The sequence below is a fragment of the Marinobacter caseinilyticus genome (assembly GCF_011074955.1).
In the GTDB taxonomy this organism is placed as follows: Bacteria; Pseudomonadota; Gammaproteobacteria; order Pseudomonadales; family Oleiphilaceae; genus Marinobacter; species Marinobacter caseinilyticus.
Genome location: NZ_WUQJ01000017.1, coordinates 73,350 through 95,324 on the forward strand (window position 1 = coordinate 73,350; position 21,975 = coordinate 95,324).

The 21,975-nt window shown below is 54.1% G+C and carries 13 protein-coding genes, 2 tRNA genes and 3 rRNA genes; 9 read left to right on the top strand and 9 right to left on the bottom strand.

What is annotated here, in order from left to right:
- Positions 1-7: 7 nt before the first annotated feature.
- From GRX64_RS06665 to smrA, 4 genes are all read right to left on the bottom strand, one after another.
- On the bottom strand, positions 8-2,206 hold the full coding sequence (locus tag GRX64_RS06665) for a xanthine dehydrogenase family protein molybdopterin-binding subunit (protein ID WP_166265005.1): 2,199 nt from the start codon (positions 2,204-2,206) through the stop codon (positions 8-10).
- Between the two features lies 1 nt (position 2,207).
- On the bottom strand, positions 2,208-2,675 hold the full coding sequence (locus GRX64_RS06670; protein WP_166265008.1) for a (2Fe-2S)-binding protein: 468 nt from the start codon (positions 2,673-2,675) through the stop codon (positions 2,208-2,210).
- Between the two features lie 85 nt (positions 2,676-2,760).
- On the bottom strand, positions 2,761-2,952 hold the full coding sequence (locus GRX64_RS06675) for a hypothetical protein (protein ID WP_166265011.1): 192 nt from the start codon (positions 2,950-2,952) through the stop codon (positions 2,761-2,763).
- An 87-nt stretch (positions 2,953-3,039) separates the two neighbouring features.
- Complete coding sequence (smrA, locus tag GRX64_RS06680; protein WP_166265014.1) at positions 3,040-3,621, bottom strand: DNA endonuclease SmrA; 582 nt, start codon at positions 3,619-3,621, stop codon at positions 3,040-3,042.
- A gap of 124 nt (positions 3,622-3,745) precedes the next feature.
- Between smrA and GRX64_RS06685 the strand changes: the two genes are divergently transcribed.
- The 9 genes from GRX64_RS06685 to GRX64_RS06725 all read left to right on the top strand — a co-directional run bounded on the left by GRX64_RS06685 (position 3,746) and on the right by GRX64_RS06725 (position 16,115).
- The gene (locus GRX64_RS06685) at positions 3,746-5,659 is read left to right on the top strand and encodes a putative nucleotidyltransferase substrate binding domain-containing protein (protein WP_166265016.1); all 1,914 of its coding nucleotides are present in this window, start codon (positions 3,746-3,748) and stop codon (positions 5,657-5,659) included.
- 15 nt (positions 5,660-5,674) lie between these two features.
- Positions 5,675-6,382, top strand: coding sequence for a 3'-5' exonuclease (locus GRX64_RS06690; protein WP_166265019.1), 708 nt, complete (start codon positions 5,675-5,677; stop codon positions 6,380-6,382).
- 186 nt (positions 6,383-6,568) lie between these two features.
- Positions 6,569-6,832 carry a DUF4212 domain-containing protein gene (locus GRX64_RS06695; protein WP_166265022.1) on the top strand — a complete coding sequence of 88 codons (264 nt, stop codon included), beginning with the start codon at positions 6,569-6,571 and terminating at the stop codon, positions 6,830-6,832.
- A 5-nt stretch (positions 6,833-6,837) separates the two neighbouring features.
- Positions 6,838-8,604, top strand: coding sequence for a sodium:solute symporter family protein (locus GRX64_RS06700; protein ID WP_166265025.1), 1,767 nt, complete (start codon positions 6,838-6,840; stop codon positions 8,602-8,604).
- Between the two features lie 94 nt (positions 8,605-8,698).
- Complete coding sequence (locus GRX64_RS06705; protein WP_166265028.1) at positions 8,699-9,211, top strand: hypothetical protein; 513 nt, start codon at positions 8,699-8,701, stop codon at positions 9,209-9,211.
- Positions 9,212-9,360: 149 nt separating this feature from the next.
- Complete coding sequence (locus GRX64_RS06710; RefSeq protein WP_166265031.1) at positions 9,361-12,879, top strand: hybrid sensor histidine kinase/response regulator; 3,519 nt, start codon at positions 9,361-9,363, stop codon at positions 12,877-12,879.
- Positions 12,876-14,513 (top strand): tetratricopeptide repeat protein, encoded by a 1,638-nt coding sequence (locus GRX64_RS06715; RefSeq protein WP_166265034.1) that lies wholly within the window; start codon positions 12,876-12,878, stop codon positions 14,511-14,513. Before GRX64_RS06710 ends, GRX64_RS06715 begins: the two co-directional genes overlap by 4 nt.
- Positions 14,510-15,226 (top strand): sensor histidine kinase, encoded by a 717-nt coding sequence (locus GRX64_RS06720; protein WP_166265036.1) that lies wholly within the window; start codon positions 14,510-14,512, stop codon positions 15,224-15,226. Before GRX64_RS06715 ends, GRX64_RS06720 begins: the two co-directional genes overlap by 4 nt.
- Positions 15,227-15,374: 148 nt before the next feature.
- Complete coding sequence (locus GRX64_RS06725) at positions 15,375-16,115, top strand: response regulator (protein WP_166265039.1); 741 nt, start codon at positions 15,375-15,377, stop codon at positions 16,113-16,115.
- Positions 16,116-16,208: 93 nt separating this feature from the next.
- Here GRX64_RS06725 and rrf read toward each other — a convergent pair.
- The 5 genes from rrf to GRX64_RS06750 form a co-directional block, all read right to left on the bottom strand.
- Positions 16,209-16,323: ribosomal RNA gene (gene rrf / locus GRX64_RS06730) — 5S ribosomal RNA — on the bottom strand.
- A gap of 82 nt (positions 16,324-16,405) precedes the next feature.
- Positions 16,406-19,300 (bottom strand): 23S ribosomal RNA (locus GRX64_RS06735).
- 338 nt (positions 19,301-19,638) lie between these two features.
- Positions 19,639-19,714 (bottom strand) — tRNA-Ala (locus tag GRX64_RS06740).
- A 237-nt stretch (positions 19,715-19,951) separates the two neighbouring features.
- Positions 19,952-20,028 (bottom strand) — tRNA-Ile (locus GRX64_RS06745).
- Positions 20,029-20,136: 108 nt separating this feature from the next.
- Positions 20,137-21,677, bottom strand: a 16S ribosomal RNA gene (locus GRX64_RS06750).
- The 16S, 23S and 5S rRNA genes sit together here with 2 tRNA genes alongside, the layout of an rRNA operon.
- Between the last annotated feature and the right edge of the window lie 298 nt (positions 21,678-21,975).

Sequence of the window (21,975 nt, forward strand, 5' to 3'; positions counted from 1 at the left end):
AATTCAATCAGGCTCTCAATGGCAACTGGCGCTGACGCTCGCCGGTCAGCGCAAACAGGGCATTGCCAAGCGCTGGAATCACCGGTGGTAAACCAGGCTCCCCGACACCACTGGGGGGCGCCGCACTGTCGATAATCTCGACCACCATTTCAGGCTTGGCATTCACTCGCAAAAGACGGTAATCGTGAAAATTACTTTCCTGGACGGCCCCGTTCTCAAAGGTGATCTGGCCATACAAGGCTGCCGTAAGCCCGAACAGGATGCCGCTTTCCATCTGGTCCCGCACAATTTCAGGGTTTACCACTTGCCCACAATCCACCGCACAGGCCACTCGGTGTACATGGATCTCGCCGGCTCTGATGCTAGCCTCCACCACTTGTGCCACATAGGTTCCAAAGCTGCGATGCAACGCAATCCCGCGGGCTCTTCCCGCGGGCAGGGGCCGGCCCCAATCACCCAGCTCGGCGGCGCGCTCCAGCACCGCAAGATGCCTGGGCTCCCGCTCCAGCCGTTGTCGGCGAAACGCCAGAGGATCCTGGCCGAGCTTATGGGCAATCTCATCCATAAAGGTTTCCACCGCGAAACCATTATGGGAATGCCCCACCGAGCGCCACCACGTGACCGGAATACCCGCATCGGTATGGGTGTGCCGAATGGACAGGTTGTCGACGCCGTATGGGTAGTCCACCGCGCCCTCGATAGCGGACATGTCTTTCGGCGTCGCAATACCTTCTGCCATCAGGCCCACGCTGCCCAGCGTGTTGTAGAGAAACTTCGGGGCCCAGGGATACTGGGCCGGCGCCGCGTCACGCACGTACCAATCGAGAATTTGCGGGCCCACAATCTGATGCTGCCAGCCGGTCATATCGCCGTCCTTTAAACTGGCCTGAAGGCGATGCAGCATCGCCGGGCGGTACCAGTCATGCCGGGTATCTTCTTCCCGTGACCAGAGCAGTTTGACCGGCCGTTTCACCCGGTAGGCCACCGCCGCGACCTCACCGATATAGTCCTGGGTGAGCCGGCGGCCAAACCCGCCGCCGATAAAGGTGGTATGAACCGTCACCTCATCCGGAGACAGGTCGGTTGCCCGGGCGGCGGCGATGCACCCCAGGTCTGGCGCTTGAGTAGGCGCCCAAACATCAATGTGACCGTCCGTGTAATGCGCCGTCGCGTTCATTGGTTCCAGGGTGGCATGGGCCAGAAAAGGCTGCTCATAACTGACGTTCAACACGTCATCGGCTGTCGCCAGCGCCATCGCCATATCACCCTGACTGCGTTCGGATTCACCCCCGTCTGCGTCGGCCGCCGTTCGGTAGTGGGTCATGACATCTGCGCTGGACAGTGTCAGGGCATCCGAATCATCCCAGACCACAGTGAGAGCCTGCTGGGCTTTTCGAGCGCGCCAGTATTTATCCGCAACAATGGCAACGCCGCGATCGATTTCAAAGACCTCAATGACCCCGGGCATGGTGCGCACACCGTTGGCGTCAAAGGACTTTACACGGCCGCCAACTCTGGGTGGACGCGTGACCACGGCATAGACCATGCCGGGGAGTTCCACATCAATGCCATACTCGGCGGTACCGGTCACTTTGGCGTGCGCATCCAGGCGCTGCATGGGTTGCCCGATGTACTGCCACTGATCCGGTGTTTTCAGTGTTGGAGCACTGGGCACAGGCTCCACCGCGGCCAGCGCAACCAGTTGTCCGTATGCCAATGAGTCCTGCCCATTGGGATGCAGAACCCGGCCTTCCCGTGTACGGCATTGGGACGACTCTACTTTCCATACTTTCGCAGCCGCAGACACCAACATCCGGTGGGCAGAGGCCCCCGCCACACGCAACGGTTCCCAACTGGTCGACAAACTGGTGCTGCCGCCGGTGAGCTGAAGCTTGTAAAGCGGGTTGCGGTACTCAGGCGCTGCCGGTGCAAAGCGGGGTTGAATCCGATTGGGGGGCACATCCAGCTCTTCCGCAATCAGGGTGGTTAGGCCGGTGTAGGTCCCCTGTCCCATTTCTACGCGAGCCAGGGTAAAGAAGATGTCGTCATCCGCGGTCAGTTCCAACCAGGCATTAGGCACCCAGCTCTGCTGGTCAGCGTTATACCCCGTTTCGACACTGGCGCAACCGGGCAACGACAGCGCCAACAGCAAGCCCCCGGAACCCGTTATCGAGGTTTTCAGGAAGTCGCGTCGATTCATCTCCATGTCACGCCTCCTCCTTCTGGCCGGCAACGGACTGGACCGCCGCGATGATTTTCGAGTAGGTACCGCAGCGGCAAATGTTGCCGCTCATGGCCGCCACTATGTCAGCCTCCGTAGGCGATGCATTGGTGGCCAACAGATGCGACGCCGTCATTAACTGGCCGGATTGGCAGTAGCCGCATTGAGGCACATTGTGATCGATCCAGGCTTGCTGCAATGCGTGTAAGGTACCGTTTGGCGCTAACCCTTCAATGGTGGTGATGGACTGGTCCGCAACCAGCCTTATCGGTGTTGAGCAGGAACGGACCGGAGCCCCGTTCAAATGCACTGTGCAAGCTCCGCATAGCCCGGCGCCACAGCCAAACTTCGTGCCTTTGAGGCCCAGTTCATCCCGAATGACCCACAGCAATGGCGTGTCATCTTCAATATCAAAGGTCCGTTTTTGGCCATTAACTGTGAGCGTGAGGGGCATTGCAATACTCTCTGGGTGTGGGTCCGGTTATGACGGGGCGGGCAAACATCACCGAACCGCTGCGGGAGTTTAGGGCATCAACAAACTACTTGATGACAGGTTCGTCTTTCGAGTCATTCCAGATCTTTCGTTCACCATTTTCCATCTGTCCTTCGCGATCCCAGACTTTACGATCCTCCGTAGAGGCCTTGATGGCACCATTGTCTTCCCAGATAACCCGATCCTTACATCCCGCCAGGGCCAGACCAACCAGAGCGACCAACAATATTTTCTTCATACTTTATCTCCTAAAAGTCCCTAATGGGCGAATTCCCGCCTCATTGGACTACAGATGGGTAAAACGTGGTATTACAGTTGCTTCAGACTAGTCACCACCATGCACTTCGCGATTGCGCTGTTTCTGCAGGTCGCTTTTTCGAACCATGACGTACACCGCTCCGGTGCCGCCATGATGGCGCTGGGCCGAGTGGAAGGCTAAAACATCATTGAGCTCTGGCAACCATTTCGCCAGGTAGCTTTTAAGCTGCGCAATGCCGTCGGGATTTCGCTCGCCTTTGCCGTGAAGTACCAGCACCGACCGCACGCCATACCGCACACAATCCTGGACAAAACTGTAGACCTCGCGTCGCGCCTCCTCTACGGTCAGGCGATGCAAATCCAGACGCGCCTCAATCGGGTATTGTCCGAGCCGTAATTTGCGAAACACACCGTGCTGAACGCCTGGTCGTTGCCAGCTCAGAATGTCGTGGCCGGTGAGTGGATCAACGCTGTCGGACGTCAGCGGGTTCAGATCCCGGTGCGGATTGTCCATCGCTGACCGCTGACGCTCCAGGTGGCCTGGTGTCAGTTCTCTGGGCGCTTTTATATCAGCCCGATTCGGCCGCCGAATGCGCCGAACATCCTGCATTTCCTGCAGAAAATCGAGCCGTTCATCTTTTGTGGTCATAACGGTATCTGATAAACATAGTATTTTAAGAAACTGTACCATTGGTTGTACGGCCCATAAAGAAAACCGACCCTAGGGTCACTCGCAGACTACACTGCCTTTATCGTTCAGACTTGGCGGCATTATGGAAAAGACCTCAATGGAAGTGCGACCCCAAAATATTCGAGCCACCATGGCCTTCCTTCGCGAGCATGCGCCGTTTAGCAATATGGATGATGGTGATCTGGCCCTGTTTGCGGAGCACGCGTCGCTACGCTATTTCGGTGATGGTGACACGGTATTGTCACCCGAAGATGGCCCGGTTAAAACGTTCAATGTCGTCAAACAAGGTCGTATTCGGGGCGAGCGCATCAACCCGTCCGGCGGCCAACCCGAAACAACCTTCGAGATCAGTCAGGGTGAGTGCTTCCCGCTGGCCGCCCTGATTGGCGAGAGGCCAACACGCACTCTGCACCGCGCCAGTGGCGACACCTTCTGCCTGAGCCTGAATTATGACAGCTTTGTGATTCTGTTTTCGCAAAGCGAAACTTTTCGTGATTTCTGCTTGCGGGGAGTCAGCAGTCTTCTGGATCAGGTCAATCAGCACATACAGACCAGTGCAATGGCCTCAATGAGCCCGAACACGTCCCTCGACACACCTCTGGAGCGTTATGCGCAGCGCAACCCGATCGTTTGTTCGCCTGACCTGCCAGTGCGCAAGGTAGTGGCCCGAATGCACGAAAACGGTGTCGGCAGCATGGTCATAACCGATCAGAACCGACACCCTATCGGTATTTTTACCCTCAGAGATCTCAGAACCATGGTGGCTGAAGATCTGGCCGCATTGGATGCTCCTGTACGCCAGGTCATGACCCCCGACCCTTGCTGCCTGAGCGCAACCGATCATGCGTTTGACGCTGCCCTGCTGATGGCGGAACATCATTTTGCCCATCTCTGCGTAGTGGATACTGACCATCGACTGATTGGTGTGGTGTCCGAACGTGACCTGTTCTCGTTGCAGCGAGTTGATTTAGTCCACCTTGCCCGAACCATCGGTACGGCGAAGCATTTGCGAACTCTGGTGAGTCTGCGCGCCCAGGTTTCCCGCTTGGTCGACAATATGCTCGCCCACGGCGCTGACTCCGGCCAGGTGGTCAAGATCATTACCACCTTGAACGATGTCACTGTCCGCCGGGTGCTGGAGCTTAATATTCAAAAACAGGACCCCGGCGTGCCCTTTACCTGGCTTACTTTCGGAAGCGAGGGCCGGCAAGAGCAAACGCTGCTGACAGATCAGGATAATGGCATCCTATTCGAGACCCCTGATGGCATGACCGCAGAAGACGTGCGCAAGCGCCTGTTGCCCTTTGCCGAAGTCGTAACCAGGGAATTGGCCGAGTGCGGCTTCACGCTCTGCAAAGGCAATATAATGGCCAGCAACCCAAAGCTATGCCTTAGTGTCGAGGAGTGGGACGACTGGTTTGTGCGTTTTATTGATGCATCGACGCCGCAAAATTTGATCTATTCCTGCATATTTCTCGATATGCGAGCAGTCTTCGGCCCTACTGAGTCATTAACGAAACTGCTCGGCAAAATAGTCAGTCGCATCCAATCGAACGCCTTGTTTCAAAAAATGCTTGCGGGTAACGCGGTCACTCGTCGCCCCCCATTAAATATGTTTCGTGGATTTCGCTACGCCCCGGAAGGTGAGAAACACACCCTGGACCTGAAAAAACAGGGGCTAGCGCCTTTCGTTGAAGCGGCCAGGGTGTTTGCCCTGGCTAACGGTATTGGCGAGCCAAATACCCTGGAGCGGATAGAGCGGCTGGCCAGCATCGGCTTCTTTGATCGAAAGGATGCCAACGCATGGAAGGAAGCTTACAGCTTGATCCAGGCAATACGTATGCGCGCTCACCAGCAGATGCTGGGGAAGAATCAACCGCTCAGCAATCGCATTAATCCGGATGACCTTAACCCACTGGACCGCCGCATTCTCAGGGAGTCCTTCCGCCAGGCCCAAAGACTGCAGCAGAAGCTGGAAACCAATTACTTACTCTGACGCCGGATTGTTTCTATGCTGCAAACTCTGAAAAACTGGCTGGGCCAACGGTTTGCAACCGTAGAAAACCACCACAACCTAGAGCGCCTGCCCGCACCCAAACTGCCCGCCGGGCAGCCATTGGCGGACATTCGCCTGATCGTTCTGGATCTGGAAACCACAGGCCTCTCGCCCTCCAAAGATCAGGTTATCGCAATCGGCGCCGTTGCCGTTGATGGTCTTCAGATCCCTTTAAAAGACCAATTCGACCTGATCCTGCGACGCCCGGAGCTGGATATTCGGGAGACGGTCCTTATTCACGGTATTGGTTCAGAAGCATTGACGCGCGGTCACGAAACCGAAGACGCCTTACTGTATTTGCTGGAATGGATGAACGGCGACCCGATACTGGCCTTCCATTCCGCCTTTGACCAAAAATTTCTCGAAAAGTCATTAAAACAAACCCTAGGATACAGCCAGCCACATACCTGGCTGGATGTGGCGGAACTGCTGCCCGCGCTGTTTCCTGATGCCGATGTTGGGCGGGGACGGCTGGACAATTGGGTTGACCATTTCGGCCTTGAAGTCAGTGAGCGTCACCATGCCGCGGCCGATGCCCTAGTCACGGCAGAGCTCACACTTATCGCCCTGAATCAGGCAACCAAAAACGGCATTACCACTCTCAGCGAACTGAACGATAAACTGCGATACTTCAGACGTCTCAAGGCCATGAGCCGCCAATGATGAAAATAGGACGGAAGATCACACTAACACCCGGAAAATTAGACTTTTTGCCAATATCTATAACCCCCCTACTGAGTAAAGTCTAATGAGGTAACAGGTCGGGGGAATACGAGAAAATAAAGGCTTAGCTGTCACAAACAACCCTCTGAAATGTCCTGATTAAAACAACAAAACAGGAGTGCTGTGATGTCAGACAAATCTCAAAATGCAATTGATTACTGGAAGGCAAACCTTCGACTGATCTCAGGCTGTCTAGTGGTCTGGGCTTTCGTGTCGTATGGCTGCGCTATCTTGTTCAGGCCCATGTTGGCGGGTATCCATATAGGGGGAACTGACCTCGGGTTCTGGTTCGCCCAACAAGGATCCATCCTCGCTTTTATCGGTTTGGTCTTTTTCTATGCGTGGAGAATGAACCAACTTGATAAAAAATTCGGCCTGGATGAGGAGTAAAGCGTATGAGTCAATTTGCAATTAACGTCTTGTTTGTCGGCGCGTCCTTTGCGATCTACATCGGCATCGCGATCTGGGCTAAGGCCGGTACTACAAAGGATTTCTACGTCGCCGGGGGTGGTGTTCACCCGGTTACCAACGGTATGGCGATTGGCGCGGACTGGATGTCTGCCGCTTCGTTTATCTCAATGGCGGGCCTGATTGCCGCTGGCGGTTACGCCAACTCAACCTTCCTAATGGGTTGGACCGGTGGATATGTGCTACTTGCCATGCTACTGGCGCCTTACCTGCGAAAATTCGGCAAGTTCACTGTTCCCGAGTTCATCGGTGACCGGTTCTACAGCAAGAACGCCCGGTTTGTCGCAGTTGCCTGCCTGATCGTGGCTTCCGTCACCTACGTTATCGGCCAAATGGCCGGTGCGGGTGTTGCGTTCTCCCGCTTCCTTGAGGTGGATAGCACAACCGGTCTCATTATCGCTGCAGTTGTTGTGTTCTGTTACGCCGTAATGGGTGGCATGAAAGGCATCACCTATACCCAGGTGGCGCAGTACATTGTACTGATCATTGCCTACACCATCCCGGCCGTCTTCATCTCCTTGCAATTGACCGATACCGCCATTCCAGCTATGGGCTTGTTTTCTACCCACACAGAATCTGGCCTGCCGTTGCTGTCGAAGCTTGACGAAGTGATTACCGCGCTCGGTTTCCAGGACTACACCGCAGATGTCGACAACAAACTGAACATGGTTCTGTTCACATTGACCCTGATGATTGGTACCGCGGGCCTGCCCCACGTCATCATTCGCTTTTTCACCGTACCGAAAGTCGCTGACGCTCGCTGGTCGGCAGGTTGGGCTCTGGTGTTCATCGCGCTGCTGTACCTGACAGCACCTGCGGTAGCGTCCATGGCACGCCTGAACCTTGTGAATACGATTTATCCGGACGGGCCAACCAGCCAGCCGATTGAGTATTCTGAGCGTCCAGACTGGGTCAAGAACTGGGAAGTGACTGGCCTGATCAAGTACGAAGACAAAAACGAAGACGGTCGCATCCAGCTCTACAATGATTCCGAAAGCTTTGCGCCAACCGCCCAGGCTCGTGGCTGGAAAGGCAACGAGCTTGACGTCAACCGAGACATACTGGTGCTGGCAAACCCTGAAATCGCCAACCTGCCAGGTTGGGTAATCGGTCTGATTGCGGCGGGCGGCCTCGCCGCTGCATTGTCGACTGCGGCGGGTCTATTGCTCGCAATATCATCATCGGTAAGTCACGACCTGATCAAGGGTGCGATCAACCCGAATATCTCTGAAAAAGGAGAGTTACGGGCTGCCCGGATCACCATGTCGGTGGCCATTGTTGTCGCGACCTACCTGGGGGCGAACCCGCCGGGCTTCGCCGCACAGGTTGTCGCTCTGGCATTCGGTATTGCAGCGGCGTCCCTGTTCCCGGCCCTGATGATGGGGATTTTCTCCAAACGCGTAAACAACAAGGGTGCGGTCGCCGGTATGGCAGCTGGCCTGATTTCAACACTTGTTTACATTTTCGTGTTCCTGGGCTGGTTCTTCATCCCGGACACCAATAATCTGGCCAACACACCGGACAACTGGTTCCTTGGTATTTCTCCGCTGTCGTTCGGCGCGATCGGTGCGATGATCAATTTCGCGGTCGCATTCGGAGTGTCTGCTGCCACCGAGGAGCCACCAATCGAAATCCAGGAGTTGGTTGAAAGCGTGCGCTACCCTCGCGGCGCTGGTCAGGCAACGGACCACTGAGTAATAATGTAACCTAATGCAGGGCAGTATCTGCAAAGGTTGATCCCAAACGGGCTTCCTCCAATGAGGAAGCCCGTTTTTTTAAGGAAACAATATGTTCTGGAATTTGGTTGCGACCGTATTTGCCGGCCTTGGCGCCGCCGGTTTCGCATTGGCCATCCGGTCCCTTACGAAACACAAGGCACCAAAGTGGCTTATCCCGGTATTCGCGGGGCTGGGTATGATGGGTTACCAGGTGTACATCGAGTACTCGTGGTTTGATCACATGGAGTCGATGCTGCCTGAAGGAACCGTTGTCGTCAGCACCGAAGTCGAGCAGGTATTCTGGCGACCGTGGAGCTATATTGCGCCACAGATTACCGGTTTTACTGTGTTGGACACCAACAGTATTCAACGAGACCTGCCGGGCCAAGACGTGGTGCGCTTTTACCTCTATCGGTTCAAGCACAGCTACGGTGGGCGCGTGGCGGATAGTATTTACCTGTTAAACTGCGACTCTAGGGAATTGGTGCCGCTATCGGATGAGGGCGAGCCTATGACGTCCAGCCTCCATCAATTACCCATGACGAATTCGTTGCTGACATCAGCCTGTCAGCCGACCCGGTAGCGCATAGGGTATACGGACAATCTCTGAAGCGGGGTTTAACCGCTCCAGGGATTCCCCAAATCGTCCTGTAACCGCTACACTGAGTCGAATGCCGGTCCGCTCCCACACTAACCCCGGTGATCTTTTCCCGCTCGTGAGAAAGCCTTTTTATGCTTAGCGTATGGCTGCTAGTACTGATTTCCATTGCCTACATTTCCGTCCTGTTCGCCATTGCCTGGGCGGGCGACAAGCACCCCACACTCTATCGCAAGCGCTTTCCTCGCACTCAAATCTACGCCTTGTCGCTGGCGGTATATTTCACCTCGTGGACATTCTATGGCGCCGTAGGACGCGCAACCCAAGAAGGACTGGGGTTCCTGCCAATCTATCTCGGCCCGTTTCTGGTGTTTGTCTTTTTTGCCCCCTTGCTCCGGCGCATTATCTATATCAGTAAGCGAAGCAATAGCACGTCCATTGCTGATTTTATTGCTTCACGTTACGGTAAATCACAATCCTTGGCCGCAATGATCGCGGTAATCGCCTTAGTCGGCAGCGTTCCCTATATTGCATTGCAACTGAAAGCTATCGCCATGGGTTTCAGTGTGTTGTCGGGTACTCAGGGTTCCGCCAATGAGCTTGGCCAGGCTGCGTGGAATGACTCCGCCTGGTACATCACCATAGTCCTCGCGATTTTTACCATTTTATTCGGTACCCGCCATCTAGAGTCGACTGAACACCATCGAGGCATGATTCAGGCTGTCGCGTTTGAGTCAGTGATCAAACTGGTTGCCTTTGTGGCAGTGGGACTGTTTGTCGGCTTCGGCCTCTACAGCGGCTTTGGCGACCTGTTTGATAACATCAGTACAGCAGGACTGTTGGGTGTGTTAACAACCGACACCATTGAAGCACCGGCGTTTATTACTCAAACACTGGTCGCCATGCTGGCGATTATTTGTCTACCTCGCCAGTTTCACGTCATGGTGGTCGAAAATACCGACCACCGCGATTTTGAAACCGCTCGGTGGGCTATGCCGGCCTATCTCGTCGTGGCCAGCGCGTTTGTTATACCCATCGCCGGCGCCGGCCTGATGATGCCGGGCGCCAATCTGGACAATCCGGACACCTTGATTCTGAGCCTGCCGATCATAGCCGGCGAGCACTGGCTGGCAATTCTTGCGTTTCTGGGTGGCGGCTCGGCTGCCGCTGCTATGGTCATTGTTTGCTCGGTTGCCATTGCCACCATGGTCAGCAATGAAATTATCATGCCGGCGCTGTTGAAGTTCTTCCGGCCGAGAATGAACCGTCGAGGCGATCTCAGCTTTTTACTGCTGACGATTCGACGAGTGGCAATTTTTGGTGTGCTTTTGACCGCTTACGGGTTTTATCGCCTGGCCGGCGCTGATTACAGCCTGACGGCCTTTGGCTTACTGTCATTTGCTGCGGTAGCCCAGTTTGGCCCTGCCCTTATTGGCGGCATTGTTTGGCGCCGCGGCAACCATACCGGCGCAGTATGGGGGCTCGGTTTTGGCTTCGCGCTCTGGTGCTACACACTGCTAATCCCAGCCCTGGCGTCCACTGGCTGGCTAACAGACTCATTGATAGAAAAGGGGCTGTGGGGGCTGAGCTGGACCCGACCAACTGCCCTGTTTGGTCTGGAACTGGACAAAGTGAGCCATGGTATCGTCTGGAGCTTGGGCCTCAACACACTGCTCTACGTTGGCCTGTCGCTACTCACACGGCAGCGGGTTCGGGAAAAAATCCAGATTGCGTCGTTCTTCCACGACTCCCAGCCCCGTGCCGAGACGCCACAACAACAAGCCTGGGAAGGTGAGGTCCTCACATCCGACCTGCAGGCCCTGGCTGATCGTTTCATGGGGGAAGAGCGATCTGTTGCGCTGTTTCGAAACTATGAACGCCGCAACGCCATTCGGCTCTCGCCTCAACGCCCAGCCTCCTCACATCTGATGAAATACATCGAGCGACAGCTCGCATCGGTCATTGGTGCATCAACGGCACGGGTGGTACTTGAATCCACCCTGACCGGGAGAGACATGCAGATTGAGGATGTCGTCAGCATCGTTGACGAGGCCTCCCAAGCGATGACCTTCAGTCGTGAGCTACTGCAATCGGCCATTGAAAACGTCAGTCTCGGAGTGTCTGTCGTTAATCATCAGCAGCAATTGGTGGTCTGGAACCGACGATATCTTGAGTTATTCTCTTACCCGAGGGGGTTTGTAAGAGCCGGCCGCGCCGTGGAAGATCTGATGCGTTACAGCTTGACCACCGCCAACTTGCCCTCCCGGAAGGTCGACGACATTATCAACGAGCGCTGCGGCAGTATGCGCGATGGCATCCCCATGTCCTATGAGCGTCATAGGCCCGATGGCACGGTGCTAAAAGTGGAAGGCAGTCCGATTCCAGGAGGCGGTTATGTCACGACCTTTCAGGACGTCACCTCAATGCGTCGGACCGAGCAAGCCCTCAAGGAAACCAATATTTACCTGGAGCAACGCGTAAAGGAGCGTACCCAGGAATTGCAGGTCATCAATGAGCAGATGCTGAAAGCCAAGTCCGTCGCAGAGCAGGCCAATCACAGTAAGACCCGTTTTCTGGCGTCTGCAAGCCATGATTTACTGCAACCCTTGAACGCCGCTCGTCTGTTTACCTCCGCGCTCTCCGGTAAAGCTCAATCCGGCGAGGTCCGTGAGCTGGTACAGCACATCGATAGCTCGCTCGGTGCGGCCGAAGAGATAATCAGCACTCTATTGGATATATCCAAACTCGATGCAGGTGCGCTGGAGCCGGAAATCAGTAGCTTCCCGGTCACTGATATGCTCAGCCATTTGTCGACTGAATTCTCGGCGATCGCTGCGGATCAAGAGCTGGTGCTCGACTTGGTACCATGCAGCGCGTGGGTGAGATCCGATGCGAAACTCCTACGTCGTGTCGTGCAGAACTTCCTTTCCAATGCCATACGCTATACTCCAAAGGGGCGAATACTCCTGGGCTGCCGACGGCTGAATGGCTACTTGCGCATCGAAGTCTGGGACACCGGTCCGGGAATACCAGAGGATCAGTTGGCGCGGATATTCGAAGAATTTCGGCGTCTTCAACATGGCCGTGACAATAAAGGCCTGGGTCTGGGGTTAGCCATCGTCGACCGTATCAGCGGTATGCTTAGCCACCCAGTCAATGTCGAATCCATCCAGGGCCGCGGAAGTGTGTTCAGTATCACTGTGCCAATGACTGCTGCGATTCCCGCGGAAGAAGCAACGCCGAAGTTGGTCCGGAGCTCACGGGGGCTGTCCACATTGAGTGGGCTCAACGTCTTGTGCATTGATAATGACGCCAACATTCTGGAGGGCATGGCCGCCCTGCTCGGCAATTGGCACTGTAGCGTCACGTCTGCGGAGAGTCTGGACCATGCGGTAACTCAACTGAATGGATCGCCGCCGGATATCATGCTGACCGATTACCAACTCGATGATGGTAAAAATGGACTGGATGCGATGGATGCCATAAGACGTTCATTCGATCCGGGGTTGCCCGGTATTTTGATTACTGGCTATATGGGACCCGAAGTTCGTGAAGATGCCGTCGAACGTGGCTACCAGATTCTTTACAAGCCAGTCAAACCAGCCGCACTGCGAGCCCTTGTCAACAAACTGTTGAAGCAACGATCATCATGACGGCACCAGCGACAAGTAAAAATGATGCGGATTTTTACAAACTGCGTTACTTGATCATCGATGATTTTGAAAATTTCCGAGCCTCCATGCGCCAAATGCTCCACGGCTTTGGCGCCAGTACAGTCGAAGCGGCTTCAAATGGTTCAGCGGCCATTCAGCAGTGCACCTATGGTCACTTTGATGTGGTGTTATGCGACTTCAATCTGGGAGAAGGCAAAAACGGCCAACACATCCTGGAAGAACTGCGACACCGCAAACTCTTAAAGCGCTCCTCCCTGTTTCTGATGGTGACGGCCGAAACCTCAAAAGAAATGGTGATGGGCGCAAGGGAATACCAACCCGACGCCTATCTTACCAAGCCCATTAACCGCGCCATGCTGGAAAAAAGGCTAGGAGGACTGATCGCCCAACGGAGCGTCCTGCTACCTATCAATCGTGAGATCGATTTAGAGAATTTACCCGAAGCCATCTCCTTGTGTATCCAGGCGATACCGAAGTTTCCTCGTTACAGATCCTGGCTGATGAAAACCCTGGCCGATCTCTACTACCAAATGGGTGACTACAGCCACGCTCGTAAACTGTATGACGAGGTACTTGAGCAACGAGACTTGTCTTGGGCTCAGCTTGGCAGAAGCAAGGTATTATTGGCCGAACAGTCCTACGATCAGGCCGAACTGGCGCTGAAATCCCTGATCCAGAATCATCCAGATTTTATGGAAGCCTACGACGCGTTAGCTGAAACACTCGCACACAAGGGTCAACTCAGCAAAGCACAGCGAGTTCTGGAAAAAGCGGTGGAGCTGTCCCCTAATGCCTTATTGCGCCAGAAAAGCCTTGCCCATATGGCAACCTCCAATCAGGACATCGAAGCCGCAGCAGAGGCTTGGCGCAGAACTGTCGGATTGGGCGCGCACTCAATCCATGATGATGCCGACCACTACCTTGCCCTTGGCCGCGCGCTATCCGAACTCAGCGATGAAAATCTCGAGGAGACGGGGCAGGCGAAAGCTGAAGAGGCCCTTAAGATACTGGCAAAAATGGAAAAACGCTTTAGTGAGCGCTCGGACCTTCGAGTGAAAAGCCTGCTCATTCAATCGCGGGTGCATGCAGGCCAAAAAAGAGGGGACGAAGCGACAAAGTGTCTGGACATGGTGACTCAAGATCTGGATCACGGCACTATGGATGCCAGTATGGGTCTGGAATTAGCCAAGACATTGTTTCGACTTGATCGCCATAAGGACGCCGAACAATTACTGGGCAAGCTGGCGCAGCGTTTTGAGTCCAATCCAGAGATTATTCAACAAATTGAAAACCTGTTGGATGAGCCTGTGGGGTTCAAGCAGAAGCTCAAGGCGCGCTCGCTGACCCGGTCAGGAATAAAAGCCTTTGAGGACGGTGAATTGGACAAAGCGGCAGAAACCTTCGAGGCAGCGCTTGAGATTGTCCCCTCGCATGCTGCCCTGAACCTTAACCTGGTTCAGGTACGTATCAAGCAACTGTCCGAAGGCTCCCAAAATCCAGACTTCATCCGCCAGTGCCAACGCTGTCTGTCAGCCTTGGAACACATTCCTGAACAGCATCGGCAGTATCGGCGCTATACCGCCTTGCGATCCAAGCTGGAGACTCTGGTATGACCGAGAGCCATAAGAATTCCAGACGACAGCCGGACCCAGAGAATAACATCGATTTTTCAATGGTGATCGCCTCCGCCGTGCATGACATGAAAAACTCTCTGGGCATGCTGCTCCACTCACTGGATGAATTACGTCAGGAACAGGCCAGCACACTGTCCGGCTCTTCCCGTTTCAATACCCTGCAGTATGAGACCGAGCGTGTTCACAGCGATCTGGTTCAGCTTCTTGGAATCTACCGATTGGGCGAAAGAACGCTCTCTGCCCACATTGAAGAACATTTTGTCCCGGATTTTCTATCTGAACATTTGGCTCGCCACCAACCACTGCTTGATGGGTATAACATTAAATACGACATCGAATCCGATGATATCAGCGGTTACTTTGACGATGATTTATTAACCGGCGTACTCAATAACACGCTCAACAACGCCATCCGCTATACCAAAGGAAAAATTCTTTTAACCGCTCATCAGCGGGATGGATACCTTGTTTTTGGGGTTGAAGATGACGGCAGTGGTTACCCCGAACACATGCAGATCTCTGGTTCAGTAGGGTTTAAATCACTCGATTTTAAAACCGGCAGTACCAGCTTGGGGCTATTTTTTGCGTCGTCGGTTGCAAAGCTTCATCGTAATGGCGCTCGGCAAGGATTCATCAAATTGCACAACCGGGGAACGTTGGGGGGTGGCGTGTTTGAAATCTGGATACCATGATGCTTCTCCAACCACCCGCTACACAGACAACAGACACACACTGTTGATCCCGCGTTGACGCCGGATTAACGTATTGAAACCCTCATGAGTGTGGTTCGTGTGATGAGTAGTGCCGAATCGAGGGTGCCGGTATATAAGGGAGAACACTATGCCTCGCGGCCACGCGCTCATTGTTGATGACTCATCCACAGCACGAATCATGCTTGCACGTTTGCTTGAACGCGCCAGAATTACAACAAAAAGCGTTGCTTCCGCAGAAGAGGCCTTTGACCGGCTGCAGCACGAGCATTTTGATATTATTTTCCTCGATCACTTGCTCCCCGGCATGAATGGCTTCCAGGCCCTTGATAAACTCAAAAGCCAGGCAGAAACCCGTGACATCCCGGTTTTTATGTACACCTCTCAAAACGCCGAACGTTATCTAACCGAAGCCAAAACCCGCGGAGCCGCCGGCGTCATTGGTAAGCAAGTTGACCGTGACCAACTGCAAAACATACTGGAAGCCATTCTGGCGGGCCAGGCCAGCACGGCTGAGTATACCCAGGAACCGGAAGACAGCCTCCCGCAAAATGACATTGAACGATCGCATACCCGTCGTTTCACGGGCCGCTTGTCGACATTGGAAATAGCCTTTGAAGAATCTTATGACGACCTGCGCCAACTCAAGCAGTCTCTGGCAAAAATGGAGGTATTGCATCAGGAACGACTGGACAGTAATCAACGCCGAATGAAATGGCTTTGGGCAACGACACTGATTGGCTTCACTGCGCTGGCGATTGTCCTGAGTGTTCAAGTGACTGGTCTCACCGGTGTGATCGAGGGCATTAAGGACGAATTACAGGTCATGCAGGAGTTGCTGGGCAGCATGGTTGAGCTCATAGACCAGTAAAAGCACGCGTTCGGTATCCGCCCCGCGTCGGCCTTTTGGCGGGCCATAAAAAAACCCCAGCAGGGTAAGCTGCTGGGGTTTTGGGTATTAAGAGTCTGACGATGACCTACTCTCACATGGGCAATGCCACACTACCATCGGCGCTGATCTGTTTCACTGCTGAGTTCGGTATGGGATCAGGTGGTTCCAAATCGCTATAGTCGTCAGACAAAACGTTTGATCACTGGTTGGGACAAGATTGAATTCTTGATAACGACCGTTGCGGTATCCGCAATTGTCTTGGGTGTTATATAGTCAAGCCGCACGAGCAATTAGTATCGGTTAGCTCAACGCCTCGCAGCGCTTACACACCCGACCTATCAACGTCCTGGTCTTGAACGGCTCTTCAGGGACCTCAAGGGTCCAGGGAGATCTCATCTTGGAAGGGGCTTCCCGCTTAGATGCTTTCAGCGGTTATCCTATCCGAACATAGCTACCGGGCAATGCCACTGGCGTGACAACCCGAACACCAGAGGTTCGTCCACTCCGGTCCTCTCGTACTAGGAGCAGCTTTCCTCAAATCTCCAACGTCCACGGCAGATAGGGACCGAACTGTCTCACGACGTTCTAAACCCAGCTCGCGTACCACTTTAAATGGCGAACAGCCATACCCTTGGGACCGGCTTCAGCCCCAGGATGTGATGAGCCGACATCGAGGTGCCAAACACCGCCGTCGATGTGAACTCTTGGGCGGTATCAGCCTGTTATCCCCGGAGTACCTTTTATCCGTTGAGCGATGGCCCTTCCATACAGAACCACCGGATCACTATGACCTACTTTCGTACCTGCTCGACGTGTCTGTCTCGCAGTCAAGCGGGCTTGTGCCATTACACTAACCGCACGATGTCCGACCGTGCTTAGCCCACCTTTGTGCTCCTCCGTTACGCTTTAGGAGGAGACCGCCCCAGTCAAACTACCCACCACACAGTGTCCTTATCCCCGATAAGGGGACGAAGTTAGAACCTCAAACATGTCAGGCTGGTATTTCAAGGTTGGCTCCACGATGACTGGCGTCACCGCTTCAAAGCCTCCCAGCTATCCTACACAAACATGCTCAAAGTTCACTGTGAAGCTATAGTAAAGGTTCACGGGGTCTTTCCGTCTAGCCGCGGATACACCGCATCTTCACGGCGATTTCAATTTCACTGAGTCTCGGGTAGAGACAGCGCCCCCATCGTTACGCCATTCGTGCAGGTCGGAACTTACCCGACAAGGAATTTCGCTACCTTAGGACCGTTATAGTTACGGCCGCCGTTTACCGGGGCTTCGATCAAGAGCTTCGCGCAAGCGCTAACCCCATCAATTAACCTTCCGGCACCGGGCAGGCGTCACACCGTATACGTCCACTTTCGTGTTTGCACAGTGCTGTGTTTTTAATAAACAGTCGCAGGGGCCTGGTATCTTCGACCGGCGTCCGCTCCACCCGCAGGGGTTTCACGTAATACCGGCGTGCCTTCTCCCGAAGTTACGGCACCATTTTGCCTAGTTCCTTTACCCGAGTTCTCTCAAGCGCCTTGGTATTCTCTACCTGACCACCTGTGTCGGTTTGGGGTACGGTCTCTCGTGACCTGAAGCTTAGAAGATTTTCCTGGAAGCATGGCATCAATAACTTCCCGCTCTAAAAGAGCAGTCGTCATCGTGTCTCGACATTAAGGACCCGGATTTGCCTAAGTCCTCTGCCTACACACTTAAACCGGGACAACCGTCGCCCGGCTTACCTAGCCTTCTCCGTCTCTCCATCGCAGTCACGCGAGGTACGGGAATATTAACCCGTTTCCCATCGACTACACCTTTCGGTCTCGCCTTAGGGGCCGACTCACCCTGCGCCGATTAGCGTTGCGCAGGAAACCTTGGTCTTCCGGCGTGGGAGTTTTTCACTCCCATTGTCGTTACTCATGTCAGCATTCGCACTTCTGATACCTCCAGCATGCTTCTCAACACACCTTCGCAGGCTTACAGAACGCTCCCCTACCCCGTACACTTACGTGCACAGCCGCAGCTTCGGTATCCAGTTTGAGCCCCGTTACATCTTCCGCGCAGGCCGACTCGACTAGTGAGCTATTACGCTTTCTTTAAAGGATGGCTGCTTCTAAGCCAACCTCCTAGCTGTCTGAGCCTTCCCACATCGTTTCCCACTTAACTGGAATTTGGGGACCTTAGCTGGCGGTCTGGGTTGTTTCCCTCTTCACGACGGACGTTAGCACCCGCCGTGTGTCTCCCGGATAGTACTCACTGGTATTCGGAGTTTGCATCGGGTTGGTAAGTCGGGATGACCCCCTAGCCGAAACAGTGCTCTACCCCCAGTGGTATTCGTCCGAGGCGCTACCTAAATAGCTTTCGGGGAGAACCAGCTATCTCCGAGCTTGATTAGCCTTTCACTCCGATCCACAAGTCATCCCCTGGCTTTTCAACGACAGTGGGTTCGGTCCTCCAGTGCATGTTACTGCACCTTCAACCTGCTCATGGATAGATCGCTCGGTTTCGGGTCTATGTCCAGCGACTAAATCGCCCTATTCAGACTCGGTTTCCCTACGGCTCCCCTATACGGTTAACCTCGCCACTGAACATAAGTCGCTGACCCATTATACAAAAGGTACGCCGTCACAGAACAAGTCTGCTCCGACTGCTTGTACGCATACGGTTTCAGGATCTATTTCACTCCCCTCACAGGGGTTCTTTTCGCCTTTCCCTCACGGTACTGGTTCACTATCGGTCAGTCAGGAGTATTTAGCCTTGGAGGATGGTCCCCCCATGTTCAGACAGGATATCACGTGTCCCGTCCTACTCGATTTCACTAGACTCAGGTTTCGGATACGGGGCTATCACCCACTATGGCGGCACTTTCCAGAGCCTTCTCCTACCAGTTGTCCAGCTTAAGGGCTAGTCCCCGTTCGCTCGCCGCTACTTAGGGAATCTCGGTTGATTTCTTTTCCTCGGGGTACTTAGATGTTTCAGTTCCCCCGGTTCGCCCCTTACACCTATGTATTCAGTGCAAGGTACCCGACCGAAGTCGGGTGGGTTTCCCCATTCAGAGATGCCCGGATCATAGCTTGTTTGCCAGCTCCCCGAGCCTTATCGCAGGCTTCAACGTCTTTCATCGCCTCTGACTGCCAAGGCATCCACCGTATGCGCTTAGTTGCTTGACTATATAACCCCAAGACAACTGTTCTCTCATCCACCTACCCGAAGGCGCAGCAAATTCAAGATCAGTCGCAGGTGTTATACACAACACTTCAACGACAACACCGGATAACGCTTGATCGTTATCAATTGAGATGAATCCATTTCGGAGATAATGAAATGAATCCTCTCGGATGTTTCAATCTTGTCCACATTGTTAAAGAGCATGTCTGACCAGTGATCAGAAAGAAGGCCTTCAGCGGTAACAATTCACTCTGTCACACTACTGAAAATCTTGTTTCTGTACACTGACACTTCCCAGGGGGAACGTGTTCAGGTATTCGCTTGGGTGTTTCAGGCGTTTTGGTGGAGCTAAGCGGGATCGAACCGCTGACCTCCTGCGTGCAAGGCAGGCGCTCTCCCAGCTGAGCTATAGCCCCGTCTGCTTGCACAGTGCCTGTTACTCGTCGTTGCAGCGTTCGTTCGCTTCCGTCATGATCCCTCGAGGATCACGCCTTCTCTCACTCTCACTGCGCCTAGATTAACAAACCCTGTTCGGCGCATCCGCGTTCGTCTGTCAACCAGAATCGAACCCGGAAATCGTTCAGATCAAGACATCGGATGGTGCCGCATAGCCTGCTATGCAAGTCATTCGATAACGCCGAGCTGGACGATTTTGGTGGGTCTGGGTGGACTTGAACCACCGACCTCACCCTTATCAGGGGTGCGCTCTAACCACCTGAGCTACAGACCCGGTTTTGCTTGCGCAAGACAAGCCAAGTCGGGCCTGAAAGACCCTTTGCTCTCTTTTCCGCTGATCAAGTAATTCGTGTGGGCTCTGACCGAAATATTCGGCTTCGTTTAAGGAGGTGATCCAGCCGCAGGTTCCCCTACGGCTACCTTGTTACGACTTCACCCCAGTCATGAACCACACCGTGGTGATCGTCCTCCCGAAGGTTAGACTAACCACTTCTGGTGCAATCCACTCCCATGGTGTGACGGGCGGTGTGTACAAGGCCCGGGAACGTATTCACCGTGACATTCTGATTCACGATTACTAGCGATTCCGACTTCACGCAGTCGAGTTGCAGACTGCGATCCGGACTACGATGCGTTTTGTGAGATTGGCTCCCCCTCGCGGGTTTGCAGCCCTCTGTGCGCACCATTGTAGCACGTGTGTAGCCCTGGCCGTAAGGGCCATGATGACCTGACGTCATCCCCACCTTCCTCCGGTTTGTCACCGGCAGTCTCCCTAGAGTTCCCACCATTACGTGCTGGCAACTAAGGATAGGGGTTGCGCTCGTTACGGGACTTAACCCAACATCTCACGACACGAGCTGACGACGGCCATGCAGCACCTGTGTCTGAGTTCCCGAAGGCACCAATCCATCTCTGGAAAGTTCTCAGCATGTCAAGGCCAGGTAAGGTTCTTCGCGTTGCGTCGAATTAAACCACATGCTCCACCGCTTGTGCGGGCCCCCGTCAATTCATTTGAGTTTTAACCTTGCGGCCGTACTCCCCAGGCGGTCTACTTAGTGCGTTAGCTGCGCCACTAAAGATTCAAGATCTCCAACGGCTAGTAGACATCGTTTACAGCGTGGACTACCAGGGTATCTAATCCTGTTTGCTCCCCACGCTTTCGCACCTCAGTGTCAGTGTTGGTCCAGGTAGCCGCCTTCGCCACTGGTGTTCCTTCCTATATCTACGCATTTCACCGCTACACAGGAAATTCCACTACCCTCTACCACACTCTAGCCTGACAGTTCGAAATGCCGTTCCCAGGTTAAGCCCGGGGCTTTCACATCTCGCTTATCAAACCACCTACGCGCGCTTTACGCCCAGTAATTCCGATTAACGCTTGCACCCTCCGTATTACCGCGGCTGCTGGCACGGAGTTAGCCGGTGCTTCTTCTGTGAGTAACGTCAGGGCTAGCCCGTATTAAAGACTAACTTTTCCTCCTCACTGAAAGTGCTTTACAACCCGAAAGCCTTCTTCACACACGCGGCATGGCTGGATCAGGGTTGCCCCCATTGTCCAATATTCCCCACTGCTGCCTCCCGTAGGAGTTCGGGCCGTGTCTCAGTCCCGATGTGGCTGATCATCCTCTCAGACCAGCTACGGATCGTCGCCTTGGTAGGCCTTTACCCCACCAACTAGCTAATCCGACATAGGCACATCCAATAGCGCAAGGTCCGAAGATCCCCTGCTTTCCCCCGAAGGGCGTACGCGGTATTAATCCGGGTTTCCCCGGGCTATCCCCCACTACTGGGCAGTTTCCTATGCATTACTCACCCGTCCGCCGCTCGACGCCTGGGAGCAAGCTCCCATCGTTTCCGCTCGACTTGCATGTGTTAAGCCTGCCGCCAGCGTTCAATCTGAGCCATGATCAAACTCTTCAGTTTAAATCATACTGCAATCCGAAGATCGCGATTCTTGCTCAAGACAAAACTCAATGTTCGACGAGTCGCTGTCTTGATATTTCTTGCCGAAATACCTCAGCCAGCGCCCACACGAATTACTTGATCAACTTTTTAAAGAGCGGGGCGTTTGCCCAATCGAGGTGCGCATTCTACAGCGTTTCCCGACCTTGTCAACCGCTAATTTGAATCTCTTAAACATCAATCAATTCAAGCGGTTAAACATCCCCTGAGGCCGGCCCGCTGGCCCTGTCCCTCAAGCGAGATGCGCATTCTACAGACC

Excerpts from the sequence above, each read along its gene's own strand:
- GRX64_RS06665 (WP_166265005.1), bottom strand. The coding sequence starts at position 2,206 with ATGGAGATGAATCGACGCGACTTCCTGAAAACCTCGATAACGGGTTCC.
- GRX64_RS06670 (WP_166265008.1), bottom strand. The coding sequence starts at position 2,675 with ATGCCCCTCACGCTCACAGTTAATGGCCAAAAACGGACCTTTGATATT.
- GRX64_RS06675 (WP_166265011.1), bottom strand. The coding sequence starts at position 2,952 with ATGAAGAAAATATTGTTGGTCGCTCTGGTTGGTCTGGCCCTGGCGGGA.
- smrA (WP_166265014.1), bottom strand. The coding sequence starts at position 3,621 with ATGACCACAAAAGATGAACGGCTCGATTTTCTGCAGGAAATGCAGGAT.
- GRX64_RS06685 (WP_166265016.1), top strand. The coding sequence starts at position 3,746 with ATGGAAAAGACCTCAATGGAAGTGCGACCCCAAAATATTCGAGCCACC.
- GRX64_RS06690 (WP_166265019.1), top strand. The coding sequence starts at position 5,675 with ATGCTGCAAACTCTGAAAAACTGGCTGGGCCAACGGTTTGCAACCGTA.
- GRX64_RS06695 (WP_166265022.1), top strand. The coding sequence starts at position 6,569 with ATGTCAGACAAATCTCAAAATGCAATTGATTACTGGAAGGCAAACCTT.
- GRX64_RS06700 (WP_166265025.1), top strand. The coding sequence starts at position 6,838 with ATGAGTCAATTTGCAATTAACGTCTTGTTTGTCGGCGCGTCCTTTGCG.
- GRX64_RS06705 (WP_166265028.1), top strand. The coding sequence starts at position 8,699 with ATGTTCTGGAATTTGGTTGCGACCGTATTTGCCGGCCTTGGCGCCGCC.
- GRX64_RS06710 (WP_166265031.1), top strand. The coding sequence starts at position 9,361 with ATGCTTAGCGTATGGCTGCTAGTACTGATTTCCATTGCCTACATTTCC.
- GRX64_RS06715 (WP_166265034.1), top strand. The coding sequence starts at position 12,876 with ATGACGGCACCAGCGACAAGTAAAAATGATGCGGATTTTTACAAACTG.
- GRX64_RS06720 (WP_166265036.1), top strand. The coding sequence starts at position 14,510 with ATGACCGAGAGCCATAAGAATTCCAGACGACAGCCGGACCCAGAGAAT.
- GRX64_RS06725 (WP_166265039.1), top strand. The coding sequence starts at position 15,375 with ATGCCTCGCGGCCACGCGCTCATTGTTGATGACTCATCCACAGCACGA.